The following is a 26,278-nucleotide window of genomic DNA, read 5'->3' on the forward strand; positions in this document are numbered from 1 at the left end:
GGAAGATTCCCGATGGTCCGCTGCAAACCAACGCTTAAGCTGAATGCCCAAGGCCCGAGTGCCCCGGCTGTGTTGCGCCTCAAGCCACTGGCCCAGGCCATTGCCCTGTTGATGGTGGCCGGCAATGCCCAGGCGGCCACGGCGTTCAGTTCCGGTTGGTTTGCCGAAAAAGGCGCTTCCCAGGCAGCGACGGCGGCGCGGATCAGTGCCGGGCAGGTGCCGGGGATTCCGACGCTGAACCAGCAGGCGCAGGTCAACCAGCAGCTAGCGCGTTCGATCAGCACCTTGAACACCAGCGTCGCGGCGATTGCGGCCCAGCAGGCGGCGCAAGCGGCAGGGCGCCAGGCGGCGTTCGGCCAGGTCTCGACGATTCCCGATGGCCTGGGCAAGGGCGGCCTGCAGGTCGACAACAGCCTGACCCAGGGCTGGACCAACGCCAAGGGCCCGACCCAAAGCCAGTCCGGTGGCAAGACCACGGTGACCGTCGAGCAGACCGCCGACAAAGCGATCCTCAACTGGGAGACCTTCAACGTCGGGCGCAACACCGCCGTCGACTTCCAGCAGCAGTCCAACTGGGCGGTACTCAACCGTGTCAATGACCCCAACGCGCGCCCCAGTGAGATTCAGGGCCAGATCACCGGCGCAGGCACGGTGATGATCCTGAACCGTAACGGCGTTGTGTTCAGCGGCACCAGCCAGGTTAACGTGCGCAATCTGGTGGCCGCCGCGGCGAACATCACCGACGAGCAGTTCACCCAGCGCGGTATTTACGTCGACACCAACGGCACCCAGCCGACATTCACCGACGCGGCCGGCAAGGTTGAGGTGCAGCACGGCGCGTTGATCCAGACCCACAACCCCGCCACCTCCACCGATGCGGGCGGCTATGCCTTACTGCTCGGCAGTGAAGTGGAAAACGCCGGCACGCTCATCACTGCCAAAGGCCAGACCACCCTGGCGGCCGGCGACAGTTTCTACATTCGCAAGGGCGTCGGCACCACCGGCAACGACCGCTCTACCACCCGTGGCAATGAAGTGGCGACCAGCCTCAAGGCTGGCTCCACGGCGGGCAAGGTCAGCAACAGCGGCCTGATCATGGCCTCCACCGGTGATATCACCCTGACCGGGCACCAGGTCCAGCAAAATGGCGTGGTCCTGACCAGCACTTCGGTGGACACGCGCGGCACCGTTCACTTGCTCAATTCGGCCACTGACACCACCGGCAGCGTGACCCTCGGCGAGGGCAGCACCACCGCGATCCTGCTCGATGCCGGCGACAGCAGCGCCCTCGACAGCCAGAAGAGCGCCGGCCTGACCAAGCTCGACGGCCAAGCCGCCAACTTGATCACCGGCCAGTTCAACCACCTCAGCGCCGTGGCCGACCGCACCGACCAGTCGCGCATCGAGATCGTCAGTGGCGGCACCGTGGATTTCCAGAAGGGCTCGATCACCCTGGCCACTGGCGGGCAGGTCGCCGTCAGCGCCGCTGGGCGCAGCCTGGTGCGCGATGGGGCGATGATCGACGTGTCCGGCGCGGTCGGCGTCAAGGTGGCGATGAACGCCAACAACATCAAGATCAACGTGCAGGGCAACGAGCAGCGCGATGCGTCGGTCAACCGTGACGACGGCAAACTGATCAACAACGACGTGTGGGTCGACCTGCGCGAGCTGGTGTTTGTACCGGCGGGCACCAACGGTTATGCAACGGACCGCTGGTACACCGCTGGCGGCTTGCTGGAAGTCGGCGGTTACCTCGGCACCCAGGGCCACTCGGTGGGCGAGTGGATGGCCCAGGGCGGCACCGTGACCTTTACCGGCAAGGACGTGGTGACCCAGCAGGGCGCGCAGATCAACCTGTCGGGCGGCACCGTGGATGTGCAGGCCGGTTATATCGAACAGACTTGGCTGAAGGGCCCCGATGGGCGTTTGTATGAAGTGTCCAGAGCCCCGGGCGACATTCTCTACTCCGGCTTCTACAAGGGCTTTGAAGACACCAGTAAACGCTGGGGCCAGACCGAGTACTACTACAACCCGATGATCGCCACGCAACGCCGTTACGAGTCCGGTTACACCGTGGGCCGCGATGCCGGCAAGCTGGTGGTCGGCACTGCCAGCGCGGTGTTGGAAGGGCAACTGATCAGCGACGTGTTCCAGGGCGAACGCCAGACCCAGGCGGCGAATATCAACCTCGATGGCTACCAGCAATCGCAGAAGGCCCAGGCCCAGCGCGCGCAGTTGATCATTGGCCAATACCTACCGATCTACAACAAGACCACCGGCACCTTGCGTTATGCATTGGGCGCGACCACCGACCAGGTGCTGATCGACAGCAACACCCAGAAAGTCGCCGAGGGCCTGGACCTTGCCACCGCGCTGCCGGCGGATCGCCAAGGCAAGATGGTGCTCGACAGCGATCAGCTCAACGGCTACCAACTGGGTGCGATCAAGGTCGGGGCCCGACAGCAAATGAGCGTCAACGCTGCGCTGCAGGTGGCGGACGGCGGCGATATCACCCTGTTCGGGCCAGGGGTCAATATCAACGCCAACCTGACGGCCCACGGCGGCACCCTCAACGTGGGTAACATCCTCAGTCAGGTCGACCCGACGAAAGGGCTGGTGGTCGATACGATCCTGGCGGGCAGCGCCGGGATCAGGGTGGCCGGCGGGGTCAGGCTCGATACCAGCGGGCGCTGGAACAACCTGGCGCTGGACTCTTCCAGCATCGGCGGCGTTGCCTATGTGAATGGCGGCAAGGTGTCGCTTCGCAGCACCGGCGACGTAAACCTGGGCGCAGGCAGCGTGGTGGAGGCCTCTTCCGGTGGCACCCTTGGCGTGAATGGCACGCTCGCAGGCGGCAAGGGCGGTGACGTGACCCTGGCTGCGCTCGGTGCGCTGGGGCTGCAAGGTGAGGTGCTCGGCTATGGCGTCAACGGCGGCGGCACGCTGGCGTTGCAGGCGCGCCAGGTGCAGATCGGCGACAGCACCGACGTGCCGGCTGCGGATACCTTGAAATTGGCCGGCGATTTTTTCAACAAAGGCTTCTCGGCCTATGACATTACCGGTAATGAAGGGCTGATCGTTACCGACGGCACCCAGGTGGAGGTCATCGCGCCCGTTTTGCGGCAGGGCGAACAAGCCTCGAACATGCCAACCGGGAGCGACCCGGCTAAGGCCCTGGAACGTTGGACCTCGTCGGTGTACCAAGAAGACGCGGCCAAGGGCGTGCTCACCCAGCGCCGTGGTGCCAGCTTGAACCTGAATGCCGGGCACGCGGATTCCACGGCGGCGCAGTTGGCAACCACGGCGCTGACGGTCGGCCAAGGCGCAGTGATCACGGTCGACCCGGGGCAGGCCATCAACCTGCGCAGTGTCGGGCAACTGACCCTGGAGGGCACCCTCAATGCCTGGGGCGGCACTGTCAGTCTGGGTAGCCCGACGGTTGTGCCCCAGGCGATGGAGCAGGCCAACGCGATCGGCCATGGCCGCTCGATCTGGATCGGTGAGCACGCGCTGATCGATGTCTCGGCGCGCGCGGTGACAGCGCTGGACTACCTTGGTCGCACCTACGGCCAGGTGCGCGACGGCGGCAAGATCAGCATCGGTGGCGAGATTGACACGGCCACCGGCATCGCCAAGGCCAGCGACCTGTTTGTGGTGGTGCGCGATGGCGCGCGGCTGGAGGCGTCCGGTACCGAGGCCCGGTTGAACGTTGCCGGGCAGGGCACGGTGCCCGTGGCCAGTAACGGTGGCAGCATCAGCCTGGCGTCCAACAACGGCCTGTATCTGGACGGCAGCTTTGTCGCCAAGGCCGGCGGTGCCGGTGCGGCGGGTGGGACCCTGGCGGTGGCGCTGGAAAGCCCGTATTACCAAAAAGGTGTGGTCACCGATCGCGTGCTGCAAGCCCGCGAACTGGTACTGAGCCAGACTCATCAACCCCACGCATTGGCCGGCACCGCCGAGGATGCCGCCGCCAGCCTGACATACGGCCATGGCAGCTTGGGCGTGGATCAGGTCAGCGCCGGGGGCTTCGATAACCTGGCGCTGTTGAGCAATGGTTTGTTGAGCGTTGCCGGTGATGTGAACTTGAACATGGGCCAGAGCCTGCGGCTGTACAGCACCGGCTATAGCCTCGCCGACAGCGCGTCTGCGAGCTCCCGCGTCAACCTGTCGGCCCCGTATGTGCTGCTGGCCGGCATCCTCGCCCCGGAGGAGGCTAACCGGGATAACTACGTGCGCGCGGTGCCGACGCTGATCAAACCGTCGTTGCTGGCGACCCAGGCGCAGTTCAATGCCAACGCCCAGGTGATCGATGTGCAGGGCAGCGTGGTATTCGGCAACAGCAGCAGCCTGCGCCAGGCTAACGGCAGTCTGGCGAGCCTGCAGCGGCGCGGTTTTGATCAGGTCAACCTGACCAGCCAGGGCGACCTGCGCTTTCTTGCCGGCGCCAGTACCAACGCGGTTGCCAAGGGCATCAGTACCCAATTGCTGACCCAGGGCGATATGACCTTGCGCGCGGCGCAGTTGTACCCCGGTACGGAAGTCAGTGCGCGGGTGGTCGCCGGCTATCAGGGCGAAGGTAATGGCGGCGATCTCAAGTTCGACCCTCTGCGCACGCTGACGATTGGTCGCGCCGGAACGGCGCAGGCGACGATGCCGTACTCGGTGTTCGGGCGTTTGCAGATGAACGCAGCCACTGTGCGCCAAGGCGGCGTGGTGCGGGCGCCCCTGGGTTTGATCGATATCGGCAGCCTGGGCAGCAACCTGGTGCAACTGCTGCCGGGTAGCCTGACGTCGGTGAGTGGCAAGGGCCTGGTGTTGCCGTATGGCGGCACGGTGGATGGCCAGGTCTACAGCTACAACGGCAAGCAGGTGGCGTTTATCGGCCAAGGCGGGGTGGTCACCGAAGAACTAGCGATTGGTGTGGTGCTGGGCGGCAAGTCGGTCAGCGTGCTGCCGGACGCCACTCTGGACCTTTCCGGTGGCGGTGAGCTGTTGGGCGCCGGTTTCGTCTCCGGGCGCGGTGGTTCGACGGATGCGCGGTACAACCCGTTGGTACAGTTTGGCGCCGACGGAACGTTTGTGTTGCCGGGGCTGTCCACCAACCCGGTCTACGCGATTGTGCCGGGCGTGCAGCCCGTTGTTGCACCTGCGGGCGGGGACAGCGGGGCGGGGTCGCCGTTGATTGGCCAGCAAATCACCATTGGCGCCGGGGTGCCTGGGCTGCCAGCGGGTACTTACACGCTCATGCCGTCGACCTACGCATTACTGCCAGGCGCGTTCCGGGTCGAGGTCAACGGCTTGGCCGGGCCCGGCAGCGAAGCCGCGACCCAGTTGATGAGCAACGGCTCGTGGACGACCGCCGGGCGCTTATCGATCGCCAATACCGGTATCAGCAACAGCGTTGCCAGCCAGGTGGTCCTGACCTCGGCCGATACCCTGCGCCAGTATTCCCAGTACAACGAAACCAGCTATGCGCAGTTCGCCAGGGCGGATGCGGCGAAACTCGGGGTGCCGCGACCGATGCTGGAAGTCGACGCCAAGACCCTGAAGCTGGCGTTGCGCTCGGGCGGTGGGGCGGATGCGTTTTCCTTCCAGGGCACTGGCCGCTTCGAGGCGGCGGAGGGTGGCTACGGCGGCACCGTCGCGGTGATCGACCCCGGCCACGGCGGCATCGAAGTCATCGCGGCGGACCAACCGGCGACCAGCGGCTTTACAGGCATTACCCTCAAGGCCGACAGCCTCAATGCCCTGGGCGCATCACGCCTGATGGTGGGAGGGATGACGGCGGTGGTGTATGGCCAGTCCGGCAACTACATCATCTTGGCGAACGGGTCGAATCGGGCCAACAGCTCGATCATCTTGCGCGAGGGCACCACGCTTGCCGCGCCTGAGGTGTTCCTGGTGAGCAACATTGGCGCGATCACTCTGGAGCAAGGCGCATCGATCGATACGATCGGCCACGGCCAGGCCAGCTACGATGCCAAAGACGGCTATATCTACAAGGTCGCCAACATGCTTGCGGTGTCCAACGGCCAGCTCAATGTGATCGCGGCACCGGGCGCCGGTGGCGAGGTCAGCGCGGGGATCAGCATTGGCACATGCAGCGACGTGCTCTGCAGTGGGCAGACCGGGCTGTACTCCGAAGGCAGTATCGTTGCGTTGACCGACGCCAGGTTCGAGTTGGGTGACCAGGTGCGTTACGGTACGCGCCACCTTAACCTGGGCGTCAGCGCCATCAACCTGGGCAGCGCTGAAGCGCTGGCGGCTGCTGCTGCCGCGAACCAAGTGCCGGCTGGCCTGACACTCACCCAGGCCCTGCTCGACCGCCTGTTGCGTGGCGATACCCAGTTCGGCGCGCCCGCCTTGGAAACCCTGCAACTGTCGGCACGCGACAGCTTCAATTTCTACGGCAGTACCTCCCTGGACACCTACGACCCGCTCACCGGCAAATCGCTGCTGAGCAACCTGATGATTGCCACGCCGGCCATCTACGGTGCCGGCGGGACAAACGACGTGGCCAGCATCCACACCGCCAACCTGATCTGGCAGGGCGCAACCGACCCGGCGGGCGCGGTGGTGAGCGGCGGTGCCGGCACCGGCAGCGGGCGCCTGGATATCAATGCCGAGCGCATCGAATTCGGTTACGGGGCGTTTGCGCAGCCGAGCACCACCCTGACATTCGACCGCCTGGCCTTGGGCTTTGCCAACGTCAACCTGAACGCCAGCGAGCGCATCACCGCCAACCACAAGGGCAGCCTGTCGGTTTATCAGGCCCAGGGCGCCTACGATTCGGTGAAGGGCTTTGAGTACAGTGGCGGCAACCTCACGATTCTTACGCCGTTGATGACAGGTGAAGCCGGCTCGGTGAACCGCATCACCGCTGGCGGTGCGATTGATGTGGCGAGCTCCGCCGGCCCACGTGGCACAGTCGACGGCCAGGGCGCCGAGCTGTCGTTGCAGGGCGACAGCCTTCGCCTGGCCAGCGCGGTGGTACTGCCCAGCGGCAAGGTCAGCCTCGGCGCCCGCGGCGACGTGGTGTTGACGGACACTGCGTTGATTGATGTCGCCGGCCGTGGGATCGGGTTCAACGATGTGACCCAGTACGGCTGGGGTGGCGATGTGCTGCTCGACAGTCGCAATGGCAACATCTACCAGGCGGCAGGCTCGACGATCGACCTGTCGGCCAAGAACAACCAGGCCGGCAAACTGCGTGCCGTCGCAGTGGATGCGGCGGGCGGCATTGTCGACATGCAAGGCAAGATCCTCGGCAGCAGCAGCGGCGACTACGACGCGGGCGGCACCTTGATGCCGTACCAGGCCGGTACCGTGGAAATCCAGGCCCAGCGCCTGGGCAGCAGCGGTTCGCTGGACCAGCAGTTCGCGGACTTGAACCAGCGCCTCAATGCGGGCCAAGTCTTCGGCGCGCGCAGCTTCCAGCTCAAGCAAGGCGACTTGACCATCGGCAACGGCGTCAAGGCCAGCACCGTCAGCGTCTCGGTGGACAACGGCAGCCTGCGCGTCACCGGCCTGGTGGATGCCAGCGGTGAGCGCGTCGGCAGTATCAACCTGGCGGGCAAACATGGCCTGAGCCTGGACGGCAGCGCCATGCTGGACGCCCACGGCGGCCGGTTGCGGGTGGACAGCTATGGCAAGATCATCGACTCACCCAACCGCGCCATGGTGGTCCTCGGCTCCGGCGACGGCCAGTTGACCCTCGCCGACGGCATGCGCATTGACCTGCGCCACGGCACCAATGGCTCGTCCAGCAACGACGGGCGCAATCGCGGCACCCTGGAGCTTAATGCACCGCGCCTGGTCAACACCGATGGCAGCAGCAACGATATCAACATTGACGCCCGTGGCCGCCTGGCCATCCAGGGCGCGCGTTCGATCACCCTCAACGGCATGGCCACCTATGACGATGCGCCATTGGTTAACGACCCTACCGCCAGCGGGCGGCCTTACCAGCAGATCGACCAGGCCTACCTGGATGGCAAGCATGCGCTGAGCACGGCGTTTATCAACGCGGCACTGCTCAACCAGGACCTGTTGCAGGGCAAACTGGCGGGGCTCAACAATGCGACCTACGCCAATGCCTTCCATTTGCGCCCGGGTGTGGAAATCGTCAGCCGTACACCGGACGGCGATCTGGTGGTGCAGGGCGATCTGGACCTGTCCGGCTACCGCTACGCCAGCCTCAACCCCAACAGCCAGAAAACCTCGGTGTACGGCTCCGGCGAGTCCGGCAGCCTGACCCTGCGTGCTGGTGGCGACCTGAACATATACGGCAGCATCAACGATGGTTTTGCCCCACCGCCAGACACGGTGGACGACAAGGGCTGGGTGTTGCTGCCCGGAATCGACTTTACCGGCGGCGCGGTGGTGGTGCCGGGTAACGGCGTGACCCTGGCCGATGGCACCGCGTTCCCGGCGGGGGCCACCTTGAACTACGACGTGCCGATCAAAGGCCTGACGGTGGCGGCCGGCACTCGTCTGCCCGTGGCGGCGACCCTCGACCAGACCCTGGTGCTGCCGGCCGGCACCGTCCTGGCGGCGGCAATACGCGATGCGGGCGGCAACCTGCTGTTTGCCGCCGGCACCTTGCTCGACCGGGCGCAAACGCTGGTGGCCGGTACGCAGTTGGAGGCGGGCACCCTGCTGGCCCAGGGCACCCGCCTGGCGGCGATGACCTGGCCAAAAGGCGTACCGCTTCCGGCGGTGGCGGGGGCGAACCTGAATAACAACATCGTCATGCTCAATGGCAGCAAGGCGCTGCCACGGGGTGCATTGATCCCCGCCGGTACCAACGTGAAGTTGCCCGACGGGGTTGGCTCGGTGCAACTGCGCCCGGAAGTCGCCGGACGCCAGGGCAAGTTGTGGGCGATTGCACCGATGTTGGCCGAGGGCACGCAATCCTGGTCGCTGCGCCTGGTCGCTGGCGCCGATACCGAGGCGGCCGACAGCCGCATCCTGCAAAGCCATCCGCGCAGTGGCGACCTGCGCCTGGCTGACGCTCACTACGGCATGTTTGCCAAGGAATTGCCCGCCACCGGCGTGCAGACCTGGAGCGCCTTTGCCGTCGAAGATTTTGCCGCCAACGGTGTGACCGTCAAGGAAGGCGACCCGGTCGACCAGGCGATTCTGGATGGTTTCGGGTTGGGCTCGATTGCCGATTTCTGCAACGGCAACCCGGCGTATTGCGCGGTTAAGGTCGATTACCTGTGGACCCAGTCCGCTGCGCTGGAGCTGGCCGATTATGGGGTCTTCGTGAAAGCGGGCGATGTGATCAAGCAAAGTGAGCTGGACCAACTGGGCTTGCCAGCTATCGCTGATTTCTGCACCAGTTCACCGTCGTACTGCCTGCTGGGTGGCGGCAAGCAGTATGCGGCCACGCCGTCCAGTACGCGCTTCAGTGTGATCCGCACCGGCACCGGTGACCTGGAGCTGTTGAGTGGCGGCAACCTGAGCATGGAGTCACTGTTCGGGGTCTATACCGCAGGCACCTCCTCTGTTACCACCCAAGCCGGCGATCCGTATAACCAGGCTAAGGTGCTGAACAGCAACAAGACCGTACTCAATAGCCCAAACAGCTACTACGAGCAGTTCGTCAACGGCTCTTCGGACAGCCTGTACCGGGCCTGGTACCCGGAGGCCGGCGGCAACCTTACGTTGAACGTGGGCGGGAATCTCACCGGTAATATCGTGAGCCCTTCGACCTCCTTTCTCGGTCGTCCCGACACTCAGGACGTCGGCAACCCATCGGCCGCCGTCGGTAACTGGTTATGGCGCCAGGGCAGCGCGGACGTGGTGACGGGCGAGCAAGCCCAGCCGACCGCCTGGTGGGTCAATTTCGGCAGTTTCACCACGGTCAAGACGGCCCTGACGACATCCGATCAGTTAGTGGGCTTCACCGGTTTTGGCACCCTCGGCGGTGGTGACCTGGACGTGACTGTGCGCGGCAATGCGGGGGCCTTGAATAGCCTCGCGGACAGCGCCAACAACGCGGCGCTGAACGTGCGCACTGAAGGCCTGGTGCTGGCGGTGGGCAGTACCGGTCGGGTGGCCAGCGATGGCAGCCTGGTGCTGACCGGCGGCGGCGACCTGCAGTTGCACATCGGCGGTTCGCTGAACCCGGTCGCCTCACAGGCTGTGGATTCGCGCAATGGGGTGCTGGTCAACCTGCGCGGCAATGCGCAAGTAAGCAGTGGTACGGCGGGTGATATCAGCCTGACGTATGGCAGCATTTCGATACAGCACAGCCCCGGCGAAACACGCGCATACGACCCGTTGCAGGCCACCCGTGGCTTGCCTTCGGGCGGTATCACACTGGTACCGGGTGATGCCACGTTCAGTCTGGCCACGGCCGGCGATCTGGTCGTGCAGGATGTACTCGACCCGGGACGGGTCGAGGTGGCTAACAGGTCCGCCTTTACTCGCGGGACCCAGTCGGGGGACGGGGAAAGTTGGTTCACGTTGTGGACGGCCCACACGGCGATAGATCTGTTCTCGGCAGGCGGCAATTTGACCCCGAATGTCAGCGGCACAGCGACTGACCTGGCAATCGTCTATCCGTCGATTCTTCGTGCGACCGCGGCTGGAGGCAATCTCTACTATGGGAAGGCCGCGCATATTTCCCAGTCCGATGGCAGTTATTCGGGCACGCTGTTGCTTGCCCCGGGCCCTGACGGTGAGTTGCAGTTCCTGGCCCGCGACTCGATTTACGCCGGCGGCATGTTCGTCACGCCGTCTGCGGCCGACCCGGGCATCATGGCCACGCCTTGGCAGCCGGCATTTGTCGGCAGGATTGACGGTCAGGTGGTCGCCGATGGCAATAATCTGTCAGCCAACAGCGGTCTGCCGACGGAGGGTACGGTCACCTATTCTGACCCGCGTCCATTGTTGACGTTTGGGTCGGCCACGGCGTCGGCTGCTGCCTATGTGCCCAAATCCCCAGCGCGTTTCTATGCGCTGAGCGGCGACCTGGTCGGGGTCAGCAGCGGCAGGGTCATTGGCTTCAACAGTGCGCCGACGGCGAGCAATTCGGGGCAGACCTGGTACGAGGGCAACGGTCCGGTGTGGATGATGGCCGGGCGTGACATTGTCAGCAGTGGCAGCCTGTTCAACGATGCCCGGGGAACCTTGTCGGAGCAGCAGACGGGCAACCTCTTTATTCATAACAACCCCAACGACATTTCCATCGTTTCCGCCGGCCGCGACATTCTCTACAGCAACTTCCAGGTCGCCGGCCCCGGCCTGCTGGAGGTGACGGCGGGCGGCAATATCCTGATGGCTGGGCGGCCAGCGGCGGCGGGGGGCGAGGTCAGCGTCACCAGCCTCGGCGCAGTGGTGGCAGGCGACAATCGCCCGGGCGCGAGCATCGTGATGCAGGCCGGTGTCGGTCCGAACGGCCCGGATTACCTGCACTTTGTCGAGGCTTACCTGGACCCTGCCAACCTGGCACAAGCGGGCGAGTCCTTGCAGGGCGGCAAGGTGGCCAAGACTTACGAAAACGAACTGGTCCGCTGGTTGGCCGAGCGTTTCGGTTTCGTCGGCAGCAGCGAACAGGCCCGCGCTTACTACGCGGCGTTGCCCGCCGAACAACAGCGGGTCTTCGCCCGTGATGTGTACTTCGCCGAACTCAAGGCCGCCGGCCGTGAATACAACCAGGACGGCAGTGTGCGCCAGGGCAGCTATGTGCGTGGTCGTGCCGCGATTGCCAAGTTGTTTCCTGAGACGGACGTGGCCGGTAACCCGATTACCTACAAGGGCGACATCACGATGTTCGGCGGCTCGGGCGTACACACCAACTTCGGCGGCTCGATCCAGATGCTCACCCCAGGCGGCAGCCAGACCTTCGGTATCGAAGGCGCAGCGCCACCGTCCACGGCCGGCGTGATCACCCAGGGTGCGGGGGATATCCAGCTGTACTCCATGGGCAGCATTTTGCTCGGCCAGAGCCGCATCATGACCACCTTCGGTGGCTCGATCATGGCCTGGACCAGCGAGGGCGACATCAACGCCGGGCGCGGCTCCAAGACCACCGTGGTGTACACGCCGCCCAAGCGCGTCTATGACAACTGGGGCAACGTGAGCCTGTCGCCGGCGGTGCCAAGTACCGGCGCGGGGATCGCCACGCTGAACCCGATCCCCGAAGTACCGGCGGGGGATATCGACCTGATCGCGCCTTTGGGCACCATCGACGCGGGCGAGGCGGGCATTCGGGTCTCGGGCAACGTCAACATCGCCGCCTTGCACGTGGTCAACGCGGCCAACATCCTGACCCAGGGCAAGTCGTCCGGGGTGCCGGTGACCGCCAGCGTCAATACCGGCGCCATGAGCTCGGCCAGCGCGGCGGGGGCGGCGGCGTCCCAGGCGGCGGAAGACGCGGCGCGCAGCCAGCAGGCGGCGGCCAAGCAGGGCAGGGCGTCGATCGTGACGGTGGAGGTGTTGAGCTTTGGCTCCGAACCGGTGCAGCGCGAGCCGCAGGAACAGCAGAAAACCTCGGAGTACAACCCCAACAGCCCGGTGCAGGTACTGGGCGCCGGGCCGTTGAGCGAACAGGCGCGTGCGCGGTTGACGGATGAGGAGCGCAAGCAGATCACGTTGTAAGTGGAAGGACCTCTCGATGTACGTTTGGGGCGATCAGTGATTGCCCCGTTTTTTTTGTTGGCGCGGCGGCCTAATAGCCGACCTGATACTGGAAGCCGAACTCGGTCAGAAATGTGGGAGGGGGCTTGCCCCCGATAGCAGTGGGTCAGTTACAGATTAGTTGACTGACACACCGCTATCGGGGGCAAGCCCCCTCCCACATTTGGATCTCCATGGATCAGATATCTCCATAGGTCAGATAGACCTCATTTTGCTTTTGCTCTGGCTTTGCTCTGGCTTTGCTCTGGCTTTTGATTTTGATTTTGATCTTAGGCGCCCCGTCAAACCACGCCGGAGTGAGGGCATGCCGAGCCTAGGCGAGGCACCGAGTGGTGGGGCAAGAGCCCTAATGGTTACTTTGGGGCTTTTCCAAAGTGACCCGCCGTAAGGGCGGAACCAATAGCCGCCGTTACCAAAGAACCGGATATACCCACCGCCCCAACAACCGCCACGCTCAAAGAACCGAATATGTACCCGCTCACCCTCCCCCAAAAATGCCCCCCACTCAATCCCAAATGAAGCTTTCATGACAAAAGTTCGGTAGCTCCCACCCACGCCCGTCTTGCCTATGTAACGCGCTGGAGGCGGCCACAAGTCGCCTCCCCAGCCGTCAGCAGGACGCCAGGAGTGGGGCAAATGGGAACTATGGAACGTTACTCGAAAGTCGGCATGCAGGAGCTCGATCAGCGCCTGTCGAAGATCGTCGAAGCCGCGCGCAAAAAGCCGGTTTCGGTCTACCGCTACGGCGCGCCCTGGGTGTGGATCGTCTCGCAGGACGATTGGCAGGGCGCCTTGAAGGAAGTTTCCAGCTACATCCCCGCGGGCCATTCGCTGGTGTTGTTGCGCCCGCAGATCGACGAGATGTTCGACCGGCACCACGCCCTGCTGCGCCCCGCACCGGAGATGCTGATCGCGCCGCGCACCGTGCTGCAGATCCTGCTGTTGCAACTGCTGTATTCCGTGCCCAGCGAACAGCAACTGCACGAGCAGCTCAATTACAACCTGCTGTTCCGCTGGTTCGTCGGCCTCGACCTGCACCAGAAGGTGTGGGGCATCCATGTGCTGCAACGCGATATCGCCACCCTGTTGAACGACCCACGGGCGGTGCAATTGATCCAGACCATCATCGGTGACGTGTTTTGCGGTGCCTTGCTGCACATGCCGGAGTTCTCGTTGAACTTCGCCTTGTTGCACACCTGGCTGGCACGGCACAGCCAACTTTCGACAACCCGCAATTGAGCAGGCCAAACGCCGTGCAATCGGCGAGGGCGCAACATTTTCGTTATTTAGGGGGCTGTGTGGAGCATCTGTTCAAGTCAACGCTGGCGCTGTGTTGCCTGGCGCTGGGCACCTTGGTGCAGCCGGCGCTGGCCGAGGAGGGCGATGCCCCGGCGCGCCGGGTGGACGTCAACGAGTACTTCGTGCGCGGCAATACCGTGCTCGATGCGGCAACGATCGAAGAGGCGGTGTACCCGTTTCTCGGCCCGCAAAAGACCCTGAACGATATCGAAGGCGCCCGCGATGCGCTGCAGAAGATCTACCAGGCGCGCGGCTACCAGTCGGTGTTTGTGGAGCTGCCGGAGCAGAAGGTCGATGACGGCATCGTCTACCTGCAGGTCAGTGAAACCAAGGTCGGTCGCGTGCGGGTGGTGGGGGCCAAGCACTATTCGCCGGTGGACATCCGCGAGGAAGTGCCTGGGCTCAAGGAAGGCGCCGTGCCGGATTTCGCCAGCGTGCAAACCCAGCTCGCCGCGCTCAACCGCAGCGCCGGACGCCAGGTCACGCCGCAGGTACGTGAGGGCCAGCGCGCCGGCACGATGGATGTCGACCTGCAAGTGGAAGACCAGAACCCCTGGCACGCCAGTATCGGCCTGAACAACGACTACAGCGCCGACACCGAGAAGCTGCGCTCGGTCGCGACCCTGGGCTACGACAACCTCTGGCAACTGGGCCACAGCCTCTCGCTGACGTACTTCACCGCGCCCCAGGACAGCTCGAATGCCAAGGTCTGGTCGGGTTCCTACAGCGCGCCGCTGGATGAACGCTGGACGTTGCAGTTCTCCGGTTATCAGTCCGACAGCAACATCGCCACCATCGGCGGCAGCAACGTGTTGGGTAAGGGCCACTCCTACGGGGTGTCGGCCATTTACAGCCTGCCGGCGGCGGGCAATTGGGCCAATTCGTTCTCGTTCGGGGTCGACTTCAAGGACTTCGACGAGGAGATGAAGTTCGGTTCCAGCAGCGATCAGGTGCCGCTCAAGTACGCGCCGTTCACCCTGGGTTACAACGGCTATCGCTACACCGAGCAATCCCAGTTGGGCCTGGGCTTGAACCTGGTCGTCGGCACCCGCGCATTCTTTGGCTATGGCAGCGACGCCAAAGAGTTCGACTACAAACGCTACAAGGCCAGCGCCAGCTTTGCGGTGCTTAAGGGCGACCTGAATTACACCTACACCTTCGCCAACGACTGGCAGTCGGCGTCCAAGGCCGGCTTCCAACTGGCGTCGGGGCCGCTGGTGTCCAACGAGCAATATTCCGCCGGCGGCGCCACCTCGGTGCGCGGCTACCTGGCGGCCGAGCGCACCGGGGATGAAGGTTACCTGCTCTCCCAGGAGTTGCGCACACCGTCCCTGGCCAAGTTCCTCGGCAGCTACGTGCAGGAGTGGCGCTTCTACGCGTTCGCCGAAGGCGCACGCATGCGTCTGCACGACCCGCTGCCCGAACAGGAAGACGAATACAGCCTGGCCAGTGTCGGCCTCGGCACCCGCGCCAGTTTGAGCAAATGGTTGTCCGGCAGCCTGGATTGGGGCTACCCGCTGCTCGACGGACCAAACACCCAGAAACAGGACTCGCGACTGCACTTCAGTGTGCAGGCGACTTTCTGACCCTTTTCCCCGGAGATTCTTCCCATGCAACGCCTATTCCTGAGCCTGTTGATCTGCCTGGGCTTCGCGCTCCCGGCCACCGCCCATGCCTGGTGGCAGGACGATTGGCACTACCGCAAACAGATCAGCGTGGACACCACCGCCCAAGGCGCCGCGATCAACCAGGCGCTGGGCCGCACCGCGCTGCTGGTGCGCCTGCACACCGGTAACTTCACCTTTGACGGGGTCAAGGATGACGGCAGTGACGTGCGCTTTGTCAGTGCCGACGACAAGACCGTGTTCAACCACCAGATCGAAAGTTTCGACCCGCTGATGGGCATGGCGCTGATCTGGGTCGATGTGCCCAAGGTCGAAGGCGGCCAGCGCCAGGATCTGTGGATGTACTACGGTAACCAGAAGGCCCCGGCCACCACCAACGGCCAACTGACCTTCGACCCGAACTACACCGCGCTGTATCACTTTGATGGGGCCAGCGGTACACCGCCACGGGACACCACGGCCTACGCCAACACCGCGCTGAACGCCACCGGCAGCAGCATCGACGGTGTGGTCGGGCGTGCCTTGCAGTTCAGTGGCCAGCCCTTGCTGTTGCCGGCCAGCCCGTCGCTGCAACACACCGCCGGCAGCGCCTTCACATTCAGCGCCTGGCTGCGCCTGGACCAGGCCAACGGCGAGCAAATCGTCCTGGCCCGGCGTGAGGGCCTGCATAGCCTGTTGCTCGGGTTGAACCAAGGCACGCCGTTCGTGGAAATCGACGGTCAGCGCGCCGTCTCGACCCAGCCGCTGAACCCTGGCCAATGGCAGCACCTGGCGTTCACCGCCGAGGGTGAAAAACTCGCGCTGTATGTCAACGGCCGCGAAACCGCGAGCCTGGCAGTGGCCATGCCGGCGTTCAACACCCAACTGGCGATTGGTGCCGATCTGCCGGAAGCGGCGAGCCCGCACCTGCCGTTTGCCGGGGCGATGGATGAGCTGCGCCTGTCCAAAGTGGCCCGTCCAGCGACCTTGTTGCTGGCTGACGCGAGTGCCCAGGGTGCCGAGTCGAAACTGGTGGCTTATGGCGTGGATGAAGAACAGTCGGGCTACGGTTTCGGCAGCCTGGGCTTTTTGCTTAACGCGGTGCCGGTAGACGCTTGGGTGATCATCCTGGTGCTGGTGGCGATGATGTTCCAGTCGTGGGTCATCATGATCCGCAAGAACCGTATGGTCAGCCGCGTGAGCAGCGGCAACGAGGCGTTTCGCGAGCAGTTCGCACAGATCGGCACTCGTCTGGAAATGTTCTACGACGACAGCGTACTTGCCCAACGCCTGACCCATTCTTCGCTGTGGCGCCTGTACTGCGTGGCGGTCAAGGAAATCCGCACCCGCCGCGCCCAGGGCGCCGACACCTCGTCGGTCTCGGCGGCGACCATCGAAGCCATCCGCTGCTCCATGGACGGCGTGCGCACCCGCGAAAACCAGGCACTCAGTTCCAAATTGTCGACCTTGTCCAACGCCATCGCCGGCGGCCCGTACATCGGCCTGCTCGGTACGGTGCTGGGCATCATGGTGGTGTTCCTCGGCACGGCCATGGCCGGTGACGTGAACATCAATGCGATCGCCCCGGGCATGGCGGCGGCCTTGCTGGCCACGGCCATGGGCCTGTTCGTCGCGATCCCCGCGCTGTTCGGCTACAACCGCCTGATCACGCGCAACAAGGAAGTCAGCGCCGACATGCGCGTGTTTGTCGACGAGTTCATCACGCGCCTGGCGGAGATGCACGGTGAGAGCCAGTTCAGTGAAACGGCGCACCGCGTGCCGCATCACGCGCCGGTTTCGGCCTGAGGAGAATCGCCATGGCTTCCGTAAATGCCTCCCACGACGATGACGACGATGCCGCCGTCGACAGCATCAACATCACGCCCCTGGTGGACGTGCTGATGGTGGTGCTGGTGATGTTCATCCTCACCGCTACCGCCCAGGTCTCGGGCATCCAGATTCACCTGCCCAAGGCCAGCGCCTCGGTGTCGCTGTCGCAGGCCAAGACCAAGGCCATCTCCGTCAACGATGGCGGCCAGGTGTTCCTCGATGCCTACCCGGTCACCCTGGGGGAGCTGGAGGAGCGCCTGCGCATCGAGAAAGCGCTGAACCCGGATTTCCCGGTGATCGTGCGCGGCGACGCCGCCGTGCAGTACCAGAAGGTGATCGAGGTGCTCGATTTGCTGCGGCGGCTGGAGCTGTCCCAGGTCGGGCTGGTCACCGGCAAACCGAGCCAGGGCTGAGTCATGACCGCACAGATCCCGATGCCGCCATTGCCCGTGAAGAACAAGCCGCCGTTGCGCCCGCTGAAGTGGGGCGCCGGCCTGCTGCTGGGCGCCGTGGCCGCCTGGTTTCTCTGGCAATGGGCCAATGACATGAGTGGGGTACGCCGCGAAGCACCGAAGGTGCCGACCATTATCCCGTTGCCGCCACCACCGCCACCGCCGCCGGAAAAACCCAAGGAGCCCGAGCCCCAGGTGGAGGAAAAAGTCCCTGAGCCGGTGCCCACACCTGAGCCCGAAGAGGTGAAACCGGCGGAAGAAGCGCCGCCTTCACCGGCCGATGACTTGGCCAACCCGATGCAGATCGATGGCGATGCGCAGTCCGGCAACGACGGCTTCAACATCGGTGCTGGCAAAGGCGGTGGCATGGCCGGTTCCGGCGGCGGTGGTCTCGGGGCCGGCACGTACAAGCAATACCTGGCGGGGGTGTTTCAACGCCTGCTGAGGGAAGACCCGGAGTTGCGCAAAAAGGCCTACGCGGTACAGGCGGATGTGTGGTTGAGCGCCGAGGGCCAGGTCACGCGTGTGGAGCTGGCCAAGTCCAGCGGCGACAGCGAGACCGACGCCCAGGTGCTGGCGGCGTTGCGTGTACCCCATGCGGGGCAACGCGTTCCAGCCTCGGTGAGCATGCCGGTACGCCTGTCCCTCAAGGGCCGGCGCCCGGATTGATCGAACCCATTTTTTGCAGTTTTTTACAGGAGTTGCTTACGAATGATTTCCCCCGTGAATCGGCTGACCCTGGCGGTCGGCATGGTCATCGCGACCCTGGTCGGCCAGGCGACGGCAGCCCCGGTCGCCCCTTCGGAAAACGTCACGATCAACCTGATCCGCCTGCTGGTGCAGCAAGGCGTGCTCACCCAGGACACCGCCAATGGGCTGATTGCCCAAGCGGAAAAAGAAGCCCAACAGGCTCGCCAGGCGAATGCCGCCCCGGTGGTCGCCAGCGGCCCGACGGCGGCGCCTGGCGACGTGCGCGTGCAGTATGTGCCGCAAGCGGTGCGCGATCAGATCCGCGATCAGGTGAAAGCCGAAGTCATGGCCACCGCCAAGCAGGAAAACTGGGCCCAGCCCAATACCTTCCCCGACTGGGTGTCGCGCGTGACCTTTGACGGCGATATTCGCCTGCGTGACGAGTCGCGCTATTTCTCGGGCAACAACAGCCCTCAGATCACCGACTTCGCCAAGGTCAATGAAACGGGGCCCTATGACGTCAACAAAAACTCGAACACCAAGTTTCCGCCGTTGATCAACACCATCAAGGACCGCGAAAACCTGTTCCGCCTGCGCGCTCGCCTGGGCATGAAAGCGGTGATCTCGCCAGAGTGGACCGCCGGTATTCGCCTGGGCACCGGTTCTGACAATAACCCGGTGTCTACCACCCAGACCCTGGGCGGTGGCTTCGGCAAAAAAGACATCTGGCTCGACCAGGGTTACCTGAGCTGGAAAACCACCGACGCCATCACCTTGACCGGCGGGCGAATCGCCAATCCGTTCTACGCCACCGACATGATGTATGCCAACGAGCTCAATTTTGACGGTGTGGCCGCGATCTTCAACCATAAGCTCAACAGCGAGTGGGGGCTGTTCGGCACCCTCGGCGCATTCCCGGTTGAATACTCCTCGGATGCCGCCAGCACCAACGGCATCGACAAGCAAGACAGTGAGACCAAGTGGCTGTTCGGTGGGCAAATCGGCGCGAATTGGAAGATCAACCGCGCCAACAGCCTCAAACTTGCCGCTGCCTACTACCAGTTCCAGGACATCGAGGGTCAGCGTTCCAGCCCGTGCTCCCCGTGGAAGGGCGAACCCGGTTGCGACACTGACGGCACGCGTGTGGCCTTTATGCAAAAGGGCAACAGCGTGTTCAACCTGCGCAACAACACCACCAACCCGACGGACCCTGCCAAAACCCCGGACCCACAATACGTCGGCCTGGCGTCCAAGTTCGATGTGCTGGACCTCAACCTGGTCTGGGACAGCGAACTGCCCAGCGACTTCAAGCTGCGCACCCAAGGCAACTACATCCGCAACCTGGCCTACGACAAGGGCGAAATGCTCAAGCGCAGCGAAGGCGAGATCGTCAACAACCTCAATTCCAACGGCCAGTTTGAAAGTGGCGGCAACGCCATGATGGTCTCGTTCACCCTCGGCAGCGCGCTGGAGATGCGCAAACGCGGCGACTGGAACGTGTTGGCCGGCTACAAATATATCCAGCCTGATGCGTTGCCCGACGGTTTCAACGACTCCTCGTTTCACCTCGGCGGCACCAACGCCAAGGGCTACTTCATTGGCGCTAACTACGGCATCGACAAAAACATCTACGCCAGTGCGCGTTGGTTGAGCGCCTCCGAAGTGTATGGCGCGCCGTTCGAAGTCGATGTGATGCAACTGGAACTCAACACGCGCTTCTGATGCGCAGGGAGATGCCCCATGAACACGCGAATATGCGCGCTGCTGTTGCTGCTGGTTGCCACCGGCGCCTCGGCCGAAGGCATGGAAGAGCGCCTGCGCACGCAACTGCGCAGCACCACCCAGCAGTTGCAGGCGCTGCAAAGCGAGCAGGCCCAGGCCAGTGCTGCACGCCTGGCCGCCGAGAACCAGGCCAAGCAGGCCCAGGCGCAAATCAAGCAACTGACCGCCGAGCTGGATAAGGCCCGTGGCGTCGCCGAGCAAATGGCCGGCCAGCAACAGAGCCTGCACAGCCAGGCGCAAGCCCAGGTGGCCGCGAGCAACGAGCAGATCGGCAAGTTCAAGAAGGCTTATGAAGAACTGCTGGTGTTGGCCAAGGGCAAAGAAACCGAACGTGCGCGCCTGCAGGCGCAGTTGAGCGAACGTGACACACAAGTGCAGCAATGTTCAGCCAAGAATCAACAGATGTACGGCGTGGCCCAGCAGTTGCTCGCGGCCTACGAAAAAATCGATGTGGCCGAGGTGATGAGTATTCGCCAGCCCTTTGCCAGCGGCGCGCGGGTCAAGTTCGAGGAACTGGCCCAGGGCTTTGGCGACGAGTTGTACAAGAGCCGTTTTGATGCGCCCCAGGCAGCCGCCAATCACTGATAGACAAGGAACAGATCCCATGAGCGAATTGATCACCAGTGTTACCGTCCAGAGCCTGACCGCGCTGTTGCAGGAAGCCGGCTACCGGGTCAACCAAAGCGAACAGAACGGCATCGTGCAACTGCTCAGCGCTAGCCAGGGCATCGGCTTTGCCGTGCGCTTCGGTAACCCGGCGGCGGAGCAGGGCAGCTATGTGGATTTCACCTACAGCTGCGCGCTGCGCGTGCAGGGCGACTTGCCCGAAGGGCTGACTCAGGTGTGGAACGCCTCGCGCCGGTTTGCCCGGCTGTCCGTGCAGGGCGAATTTTTGCTGATGGAAATGGACGTGGTGGTGGCCGGTGTCGGTGCCACGCACCTGCGCAGCCAACTGGAACTGTGGGACCGTCTGCTGCAGGAATTTATCGTCTATCTGCGTGAGTACAGCCAGCACGCCGCGCAGTTGCAGGCCCAGGCGGCTGAGCCGGTGGCTGAAGAGGTACCGGTGCTGTGAAGAAGCCAACCTTGCTTATCGGCGCCGGGGCGCTGACGTTGCTGGTGGTGGCGGTGGGGTTGAGCCTGCGACCGGGCAGCGACCCGGTCGCCGCTCAGCAACCGGCGCCTGTCATCACGTCCTCGCCGAGCGAGCGCGGCGCACCGGCCGTGGCGCGCCTGGGCAACCAGCAGATCGACCTGCCTGAACTGAAAAGCGTGCTGGCGAGCCTGCCGGCCGAATCCCGTGAGCAACTGCGCGGCAACCGTGGCGCCCTGGAGAGCTGGCTGCGTTCACGCTTGGCGCAAAAGGCCGTGCTCGAACAGGCCGACGCCCAAGGCTGGCGCCAGCGCCCGGAGGTGGAACAACAGACCCGCACCGCCACCGAACAGATCGTGTTTCGCGACTACATGCTCTCGGTCAGCCAGGTGCCGGCCGACTACCCCAGCGCCGCTGAATTGCAGCAGGCCTACGACAGCGGCAAGGCGCAGTGGGTGACGCCGCCGATGTATCGGGTCAGCCAGATCTTCCTCGCGGTGAATGACCTGCAAAGCGTCGACGCGGTACGTCGCCAGGCCCAGGAGCTGAGCCGCAAGGCCCAGGCTGCGCCGGGCGACTTTGCCGCCCTGGCCACGCAATATTCCCAGGACCCGGACACCGCCCAGCGCGGCGGCGACTCGGGCTTGCAGCCGTTGCAGCAACTGGTGCCGCCGGTGCGCGAAGCGGTGTCGCGGCTCAAGGTCGGCGCGGTGTCGGAGGTGGTGCAAAGCCCGGCGGGGTTCCATGTGCTCAAGCTCACGGCCCAGCAACCGGCGCGCACCGCCACCCTTGACGAACTGCGCGAGCGCCTGACCCAGGCCCTGCGCGCGCAACGTCAGGAACAGATCGCCAAGGCGTACCTGGAAGGCATGCTCAATACCGCGACGTTGAGTATCGACGGCGCGCAGTTGAACACGTTGCTGGAGTAACCCGCGTCGACCGCATTGGATGCACAAGACCCACAAGACAGGGAGTCTCCCATGGCATTTCTAGAACCGTCTGGCCCCCCGGGGCGCGCACCCTATCGCGAGCCGAATCAATCCCGTAGCGCCTGGCTGGCGCTGGCCAACGACATCGAACCGGAGGTCGCGCGCTACTTTCTGGTGAGTGCGCGCTGCGGCTGTTTCATGCAGGCGGCGCGCAGCCTGAATATCAAGGCGACGCTGCTGCGCAAACGCCTGGCGCAACTGGAAGAGCAGCTGCACCATGCGTTGTTCAGCTACCAGGGCAACGGTCTGGTACTCAGCCGCGATGGCCAGCAGTTGCAGGCGCAGTTGCTGGCCCTGGCTCACGCGCGGCGCTTGCCGGCGGTGGCGCAGCCGCTGATTCGCTTGGCTGTGGCCGAGCCGATCCTGCACGACATCCTCGGGCGCGACTTGATCGCCTTGCTGCGCCGCAACGCCAGCGTGCGCCTGGAGATCATCTCCATCGACAGCCAACTGTCCCTGCAAGCGGTGGACGTTGACGTGGTGCTGTGGCTATCCGACGCGGACGGCCCCGCGCCCGGCCCGAGTTTTCTCACCGAGCCGCCTCGGGTCCTGGCACGTTTGCACTACCTGCCGCACATCGCCAAGCGTTACTCGCGGCCGACGACCCGCCCCGACAGTGTCGAAGACCTCGATGACTACATGTTGGTGCAGTGGCAGCCGGATGGGCAGGTGGACGCCTTGCAGCCGTGGAACACCGTAGTAGCACAACGCCTGGCCGCAGTGGTGCAGGTGCATGCCTATTCGCTGATGCTGGAGATGATCCGCTGCGGTGCCTGCATCGGTTTGCTGCCGCACTACATGGGCAGCTTAGACCGTGGCCTGGTGGCCTTGCCGGGATTGCTCGCCGAGCCCATGCAGCGCCAGGTGTGGCTGGCGGTGAATGCGCGGGTGCAGCATGCCGAGGCGGTGCAGAGGATTGTCGAGTTGATCGCCAGTACGTTCGAGGGGCGGCGGGAGTGGTTTGATTAGCGCAGCCGCGCCCTCTGGCTCAAGGCGTTGCGTCATGGCGCCAATTGCGCCAGTCTTGGTCGCCTTATCCTTCACCTAGCTGCGATCTGCGATGCAAGCCAGCCGTTTGACATTGATCTGCCATGCCGCCACGCCGTTGCAAAAGCGCGGTTTCTTTGCCGATGACGAATCGGTGGCGATGGATTGGCAAAGCGCGGCGTTATCCCTGGCCGGCCGCTACAAGAAAGGCCTGCGGCTGCGCTGTGGGCCCGAGGCGCGAACCCGTCAGACGGCGAGCTTGTTCGGCAATCAGGCGGTGATCGACGAAGCCTTGCGCGATGGCGATGTGGGGCACTGGAAAGGTCAGGACATCGCCGCACTCGACAGCGCCGAACTGACCACCTGGCTCACCGACAGCGCCAGCGCACCTCACGGTGGCGAGTCGGTGGATCAGCTCTGCGCGCGGGTCGCGCAGTGGATGCAGTCGCTGCAAACCGAATCCGGCCAGGTCGTGGCAATTACCCACCCGTTTGTCATCCGCGCCGCAATGCTGTACGTCATGCAGTTTCCCATCTCGATGTTCTATCGCATCGATGTGGAGCCGCTGTCTTGCACTGAACTGCGTTTCAACGGCGTCTGGCGTCTGCGCCTGGAAACTCACGCCTGAGTGCGTGAACATGGCAAAATCCACGCCCCGCAATGAGAGCAACCCATGAAACGCATCCTGATCATCGGCATTGGTGCCGGCAACCCTGACTACATCACGATGCAGGCCGTGAAAGCGCTGAACCGCACCGACGTGTTTTTCCTGATGGACAAGGGCCAGAGCAAAGACAAGCTGATCGACCTGCGCCGTGAGATCTGCGCGACCTACATCACCGAGCCCGGCTACCGCTTCGTCGAGGCCGATTGCCCCGAGCGGGTGCGCGGGGACATCGACTACACCACCGCCGTGCAGGACCTCAACCGCGACAAGCAGCAGACCTTCGAGCGCATGATCAACGAGGAAATGGCCGACGGCGAAGTGGGGGCTTTCCTGGCGTGGGGCGATCCTGCGTTGTACGACAGCACCCTTCGCATTTTGCAGGCGATCCTGGCCAGTGGCCGCTGCGTCTTTGAATTCGAAGTGATCCCCGGCATTACCAGCGTGCAGGCCCTGGCGGCCCAGCACAAAGTGCCGTTGAACCGCATCGGCCGCTCCATCGAGATCACCACCGGGCGCCGCTTGGCGGCGGGGCAGGCGAGTGATGCCGACACCCTGGTGGTGATGCTCGACGCCGAAGATTCCTACCGCACCGTGGCCGATCAGGACCTGGATATTTATTGGGGTGCCTACCTCGGCACGCCGGATGAAATCCTCATCAGCGGCAAGGTGAGTGAGGTCGGTGAAGAAATCCAACGGGTGCGCAAGGCTGCGCGTCTGGCCAATGGCTGGATCATGGACACTTATTTGCTGCGCAAACCCTGAGGTCGATTCCCATGATCAAACTGTTCGCTCTGGCACTGACCCTGGTGGCCGGTGCCGCCCATGCCGATTCCAGCCTGCACACAGACTTGCCGCTGTCGTACCTGGAACAGACCCAGGGCGATGCGCGCAACCAGCCGCTGGTGATCTTCCTGCACGGTTTCGGCAGCAACGAGGAAGACCTGTTTGGCATCAAGGATGCGCTGCCGTCCACCTGGACCTACCTGTCGGCGCGGGCGCCGACGCCGGTAGGCCCCAATGGGTTTCGCTGGTTTACCAAGACCCCGGGCGACGGCGATTACGATGGGGTGACTGAGGACCTGCAGAACAGCGCCAGGCTGATCAAGGCGTTTGTCGCCAAGGCCACCGCCAAATACCACACCCAGCCTGACCGGGTGTTTTTGGTAGGGTTCAGCCAGGGCGCGATCATGTCCTACGAGGTGGCGTTACGTGACCCTGAGTGGGTGCGCGGGATTGCTGCGCTCAGTGGCAGCGTGCTGCCGGTGCTCAAGGCGCAGCTCAAGCCGGATGAGCGATTGGGCCAACTGGCGATTTTCATTGGCCACGGCACGTTGGACCAAGCGCTGCCGTATGCCTCGGCGACGCGGGCGAACGAGGTGTTGTCGGGGTTGGGGTTGAAGCCGGAGTTTCATACTTACCCGGGCATGAACCACACCATCAGCGCGGCAGAAGTGCAGGATTTGAAGGTCTGGTTGGAAACCAATGTGAAGTGAACACCGCTAGAACTGTGGGAGGGGGCTTGCTCCCGATAGCGGAGTGTCAGTCAGTACATCTATCAACTGATACACCGCCATCGGGAGCAAGCCCCCTCCCACAGTTGATCTGTGTCGCTTGATAGATCGGTTTACTTGCCGCCGGTGATCTGTTTCACCAATTCTGCATGCCCCTTCACATCATCCGCCCGCGAAATGGCCTGGATCACCAGCAAGTGATTGCCGGAACCGCCGAGGAAGGTGGAGTTCAAGGTCTTGCCGCCGCCCTGGGTGGCCGTGCTGTCGACCTGGCGCAGGCCAAGGCCCTTGAAGGTCAGTTTCTTTTCGTTCTGTTTCTTGAAGTCGGGCAGGGCGGCGCTCTGGTCCTTGATGAAGCCAGCTACCGCGCCGTCGAGGAACTGCGGGTCATTGTCTTTAATGGTTACCCCGTCGTTGCGCACGGTTTCGGCGACGATGACCACACTTTTCGTGGTCGGGTTCGCGTACATCGTACCTTGGGTATCCCCGGTGCCGTCTGCTGCCTTGCCGGCTGGCAGGGTGTCGGCGACGTAGGCTTTGGGCAAGTTGAAGGTGAACTTGCCGCCCAAGGTGGAGATGCTCTGGTCAGCCGGTTTGGCCGCGGCGAATACGCAGCCGGCGCTAAGCGCCAGGGCTAGCAGAACGGCGGTCTTGGTGAAAGTGGCCATGAAGAAGCGCTCCAGTAGATGAACGAAATTGCGCCGTATTCTGTCAGAGAATGCTTAA

At 63.8% G+C, this 26,278-nt stretch carries 15 protein-coding genes; 14 read left to right on the top strand and 1 reads right to left on the bottom strand.

The features are described from left to right. Positions 1-12 precede the first annotated feature (12 nt). From P3S72_RS13060 to P3S72_RS13125, 14 genes are all read left to right on the top strand, one after another. Positions 13-12,609, top strand: coding sequence for a filamentous haemagglutinin family protein (locus P3S72_RS13060; RefSeq protein WP_276197645.1), 12,597 nt, complete (start codon positions 13-15; stop codon positions 12,607-12,609). 684 nt (positions 12,610-13,293) lie between these two features. Then, positions 13,294-13,887 carry a transposase gene (locus P3S72_RS13065; protein ID WP_276197931.1) on the top strand — a complete coding sequence of 198 codons (594 nt, stop codon included), beginning with the start codon at positions 13,294-13,296 and terminating at the stop codon, positions 13,885-13,887. Between the two features lie 59 nt (positions 13,888-13,946). After that, complete coding sequence (locus tag P3S72_RS13070; RefSeq protein WP_276197646.1) at positions 13,947-15,533, top strand: ShlB/FhaC/HecB family hemolysin secretion/activation protein; 1,587 nt, start codon at positions 13,947-13,949, stop codon at positions 15,531-15,533. A gap of 24 nt (positions 15,534-15,557) precedes the next feature. Then, entirely contained in the window at positions 15,558-17,357 is a 1,800-nt protein-coding gene (locus P3S72_RS13075) for a MotA/TolQ/ExbB proton channel family protein (RefSeq protein ID WP_276197647.1), read from the top strand. A gap of 11 nt (positions 17,358-17,368) precedes the next feature. Further along, complete coding sequence (locus P3S72_RS13080) at positions 17,369-17,794, top strand: biopolymer transporter ExbD (RefSeq protein WP_276197648.1); 426 nt, start codon at positions 17,369-17,371, stop codon at positions 17,792-17,794. A 3-nt stretch (positions 17,795-17,797) separates the two neighbouring features. Beyond that, entirely contained in the window at positions 17,798-18,502 is a 705-nt protein-coding gene (locus tag P3S72_RS13085) for an energy transducer TonB (RefSeq protein WP_276197649.1), read from the top strand. A 42-nt stretch (positions 18,503-18,544) separates the two neighbouring features. Next, positions 18,545-20,245, top strand: coding sequence for a putative porin (locus P3S72_RS13090; protein WP_276197650.1), 1,701 nt, complete (start codon positions 18,545-18,547; stop codon positions 20,243-20,245). Between the two features lie 18 nt (positions 20,246-20,263). Continuing rightward, complete coding sequence (locus P3S72_RS13095) at positions 20,264-20,890, top strand: DNA repair protein (RefSeq protein WP_276197651.1); 627 nt, start codon at positions 20,264-20,266, stop codon at positions 20,888-20,890. Between the two features lie 19 nt (positions 20,891-20,909). Then, complete coding sequence (locus P3S72_RS13100) at positions 20,910-21,380, top strand: YbjN domain-containing protein (RefSeq protein ID WP_276197652.1); 471 nt, start codon at positions 20,910-20,912, stop codon at positions 21,378-21,380. Then, positions 21,377-22,327 carry a peptidylprolyl isomerase gene (locus P3S72_RS13105; protein ID WP_276197653.1) on the top strand — a complete coding sequence of 317 codons (951 nt, stop codon included), beginning with the start codon at positions 21,377-21,379 and terminating at the stop codon, positions 22,325-22,327. The genes P3S72_RS13100 and P3S72_RS13105 overlap by 4 nt, the downstream gene beginning before the upstream one ends. Before the next feature lie 51 nt (positions 22,328-22,378). Next, a complete protein-coding gene (locus tag P3S72_RS13110) occupies positions 22,379-23,356 on the top strand; it encodes a LysR family transcriptional regulator (RefSeq protein ID WP_276197654.1) in 978 nt (325 codons plus the stop codon). 91 nt (positions 23,357-23,447) lie between these two features. Continuing rightward, positions 23,448-24,002, top strand: coding sequence for a histidine phosphatase family protein (locus P3S72_RS13115; RefSeq protein WP_276197655.1), 555 nt, complete (start codon positions 23,448-23,450; stop codon positions 24,000-24,002). A gap of 45 nt (positions 24,003-24,047) precedes the next feature. Next, positions 24,048-24,803, top strand: coding sequence for a precorrin-6A synthase (deacetylating) (gene cobF, locus P3S72_RS13120; RefSeq protein WP_276197656.1), 756 nt, complete (start codon positions 24,048-24,050; stop codon positions 24,801-24,803). Between the two features lie 11 nt (positions 24,804-24,814). Beyond that, a complete protein-coding gene (locus P3S72_RS13125; RefSeq protein WP_276197657.1) occupies positions 24,815-25,534 on the top strand; it encodes an alpha/beta fold hydrolase in 720 nt (239 codons plus the stop codon). A 131-nt stretch (positions 25,535-25,665) separates the two neighbouring features. On the opposite strand, the gene P3S72_RS13130 is transcribed toward P3S72_RS13125, so the two are convergent. After that, complete coding sequence (locus tag P3S72_RS13130; RefSeq protein ID WP_276197658.1) at positions 25,666-26,220, bottom strand: hypothetical protein; 555 nt, start codon at positions 26,218-26,220, stop codon at positions 25,666-25,668. Positions 26,221-26,278: the final 58 nt, after the last annotated feature.

It is taken from the genome of Pseudomonas sp. D3 (assembly GCF_029320995.1).
In the GTDB taxonomy this organism is placed as follows: Bacteria; Pseudomonadota; Gammaproteobacteria; order Pseudomonadales; family Pseudomonadaceae; genus Aquipseudomonas; species Aquipseudomonas paraveronii.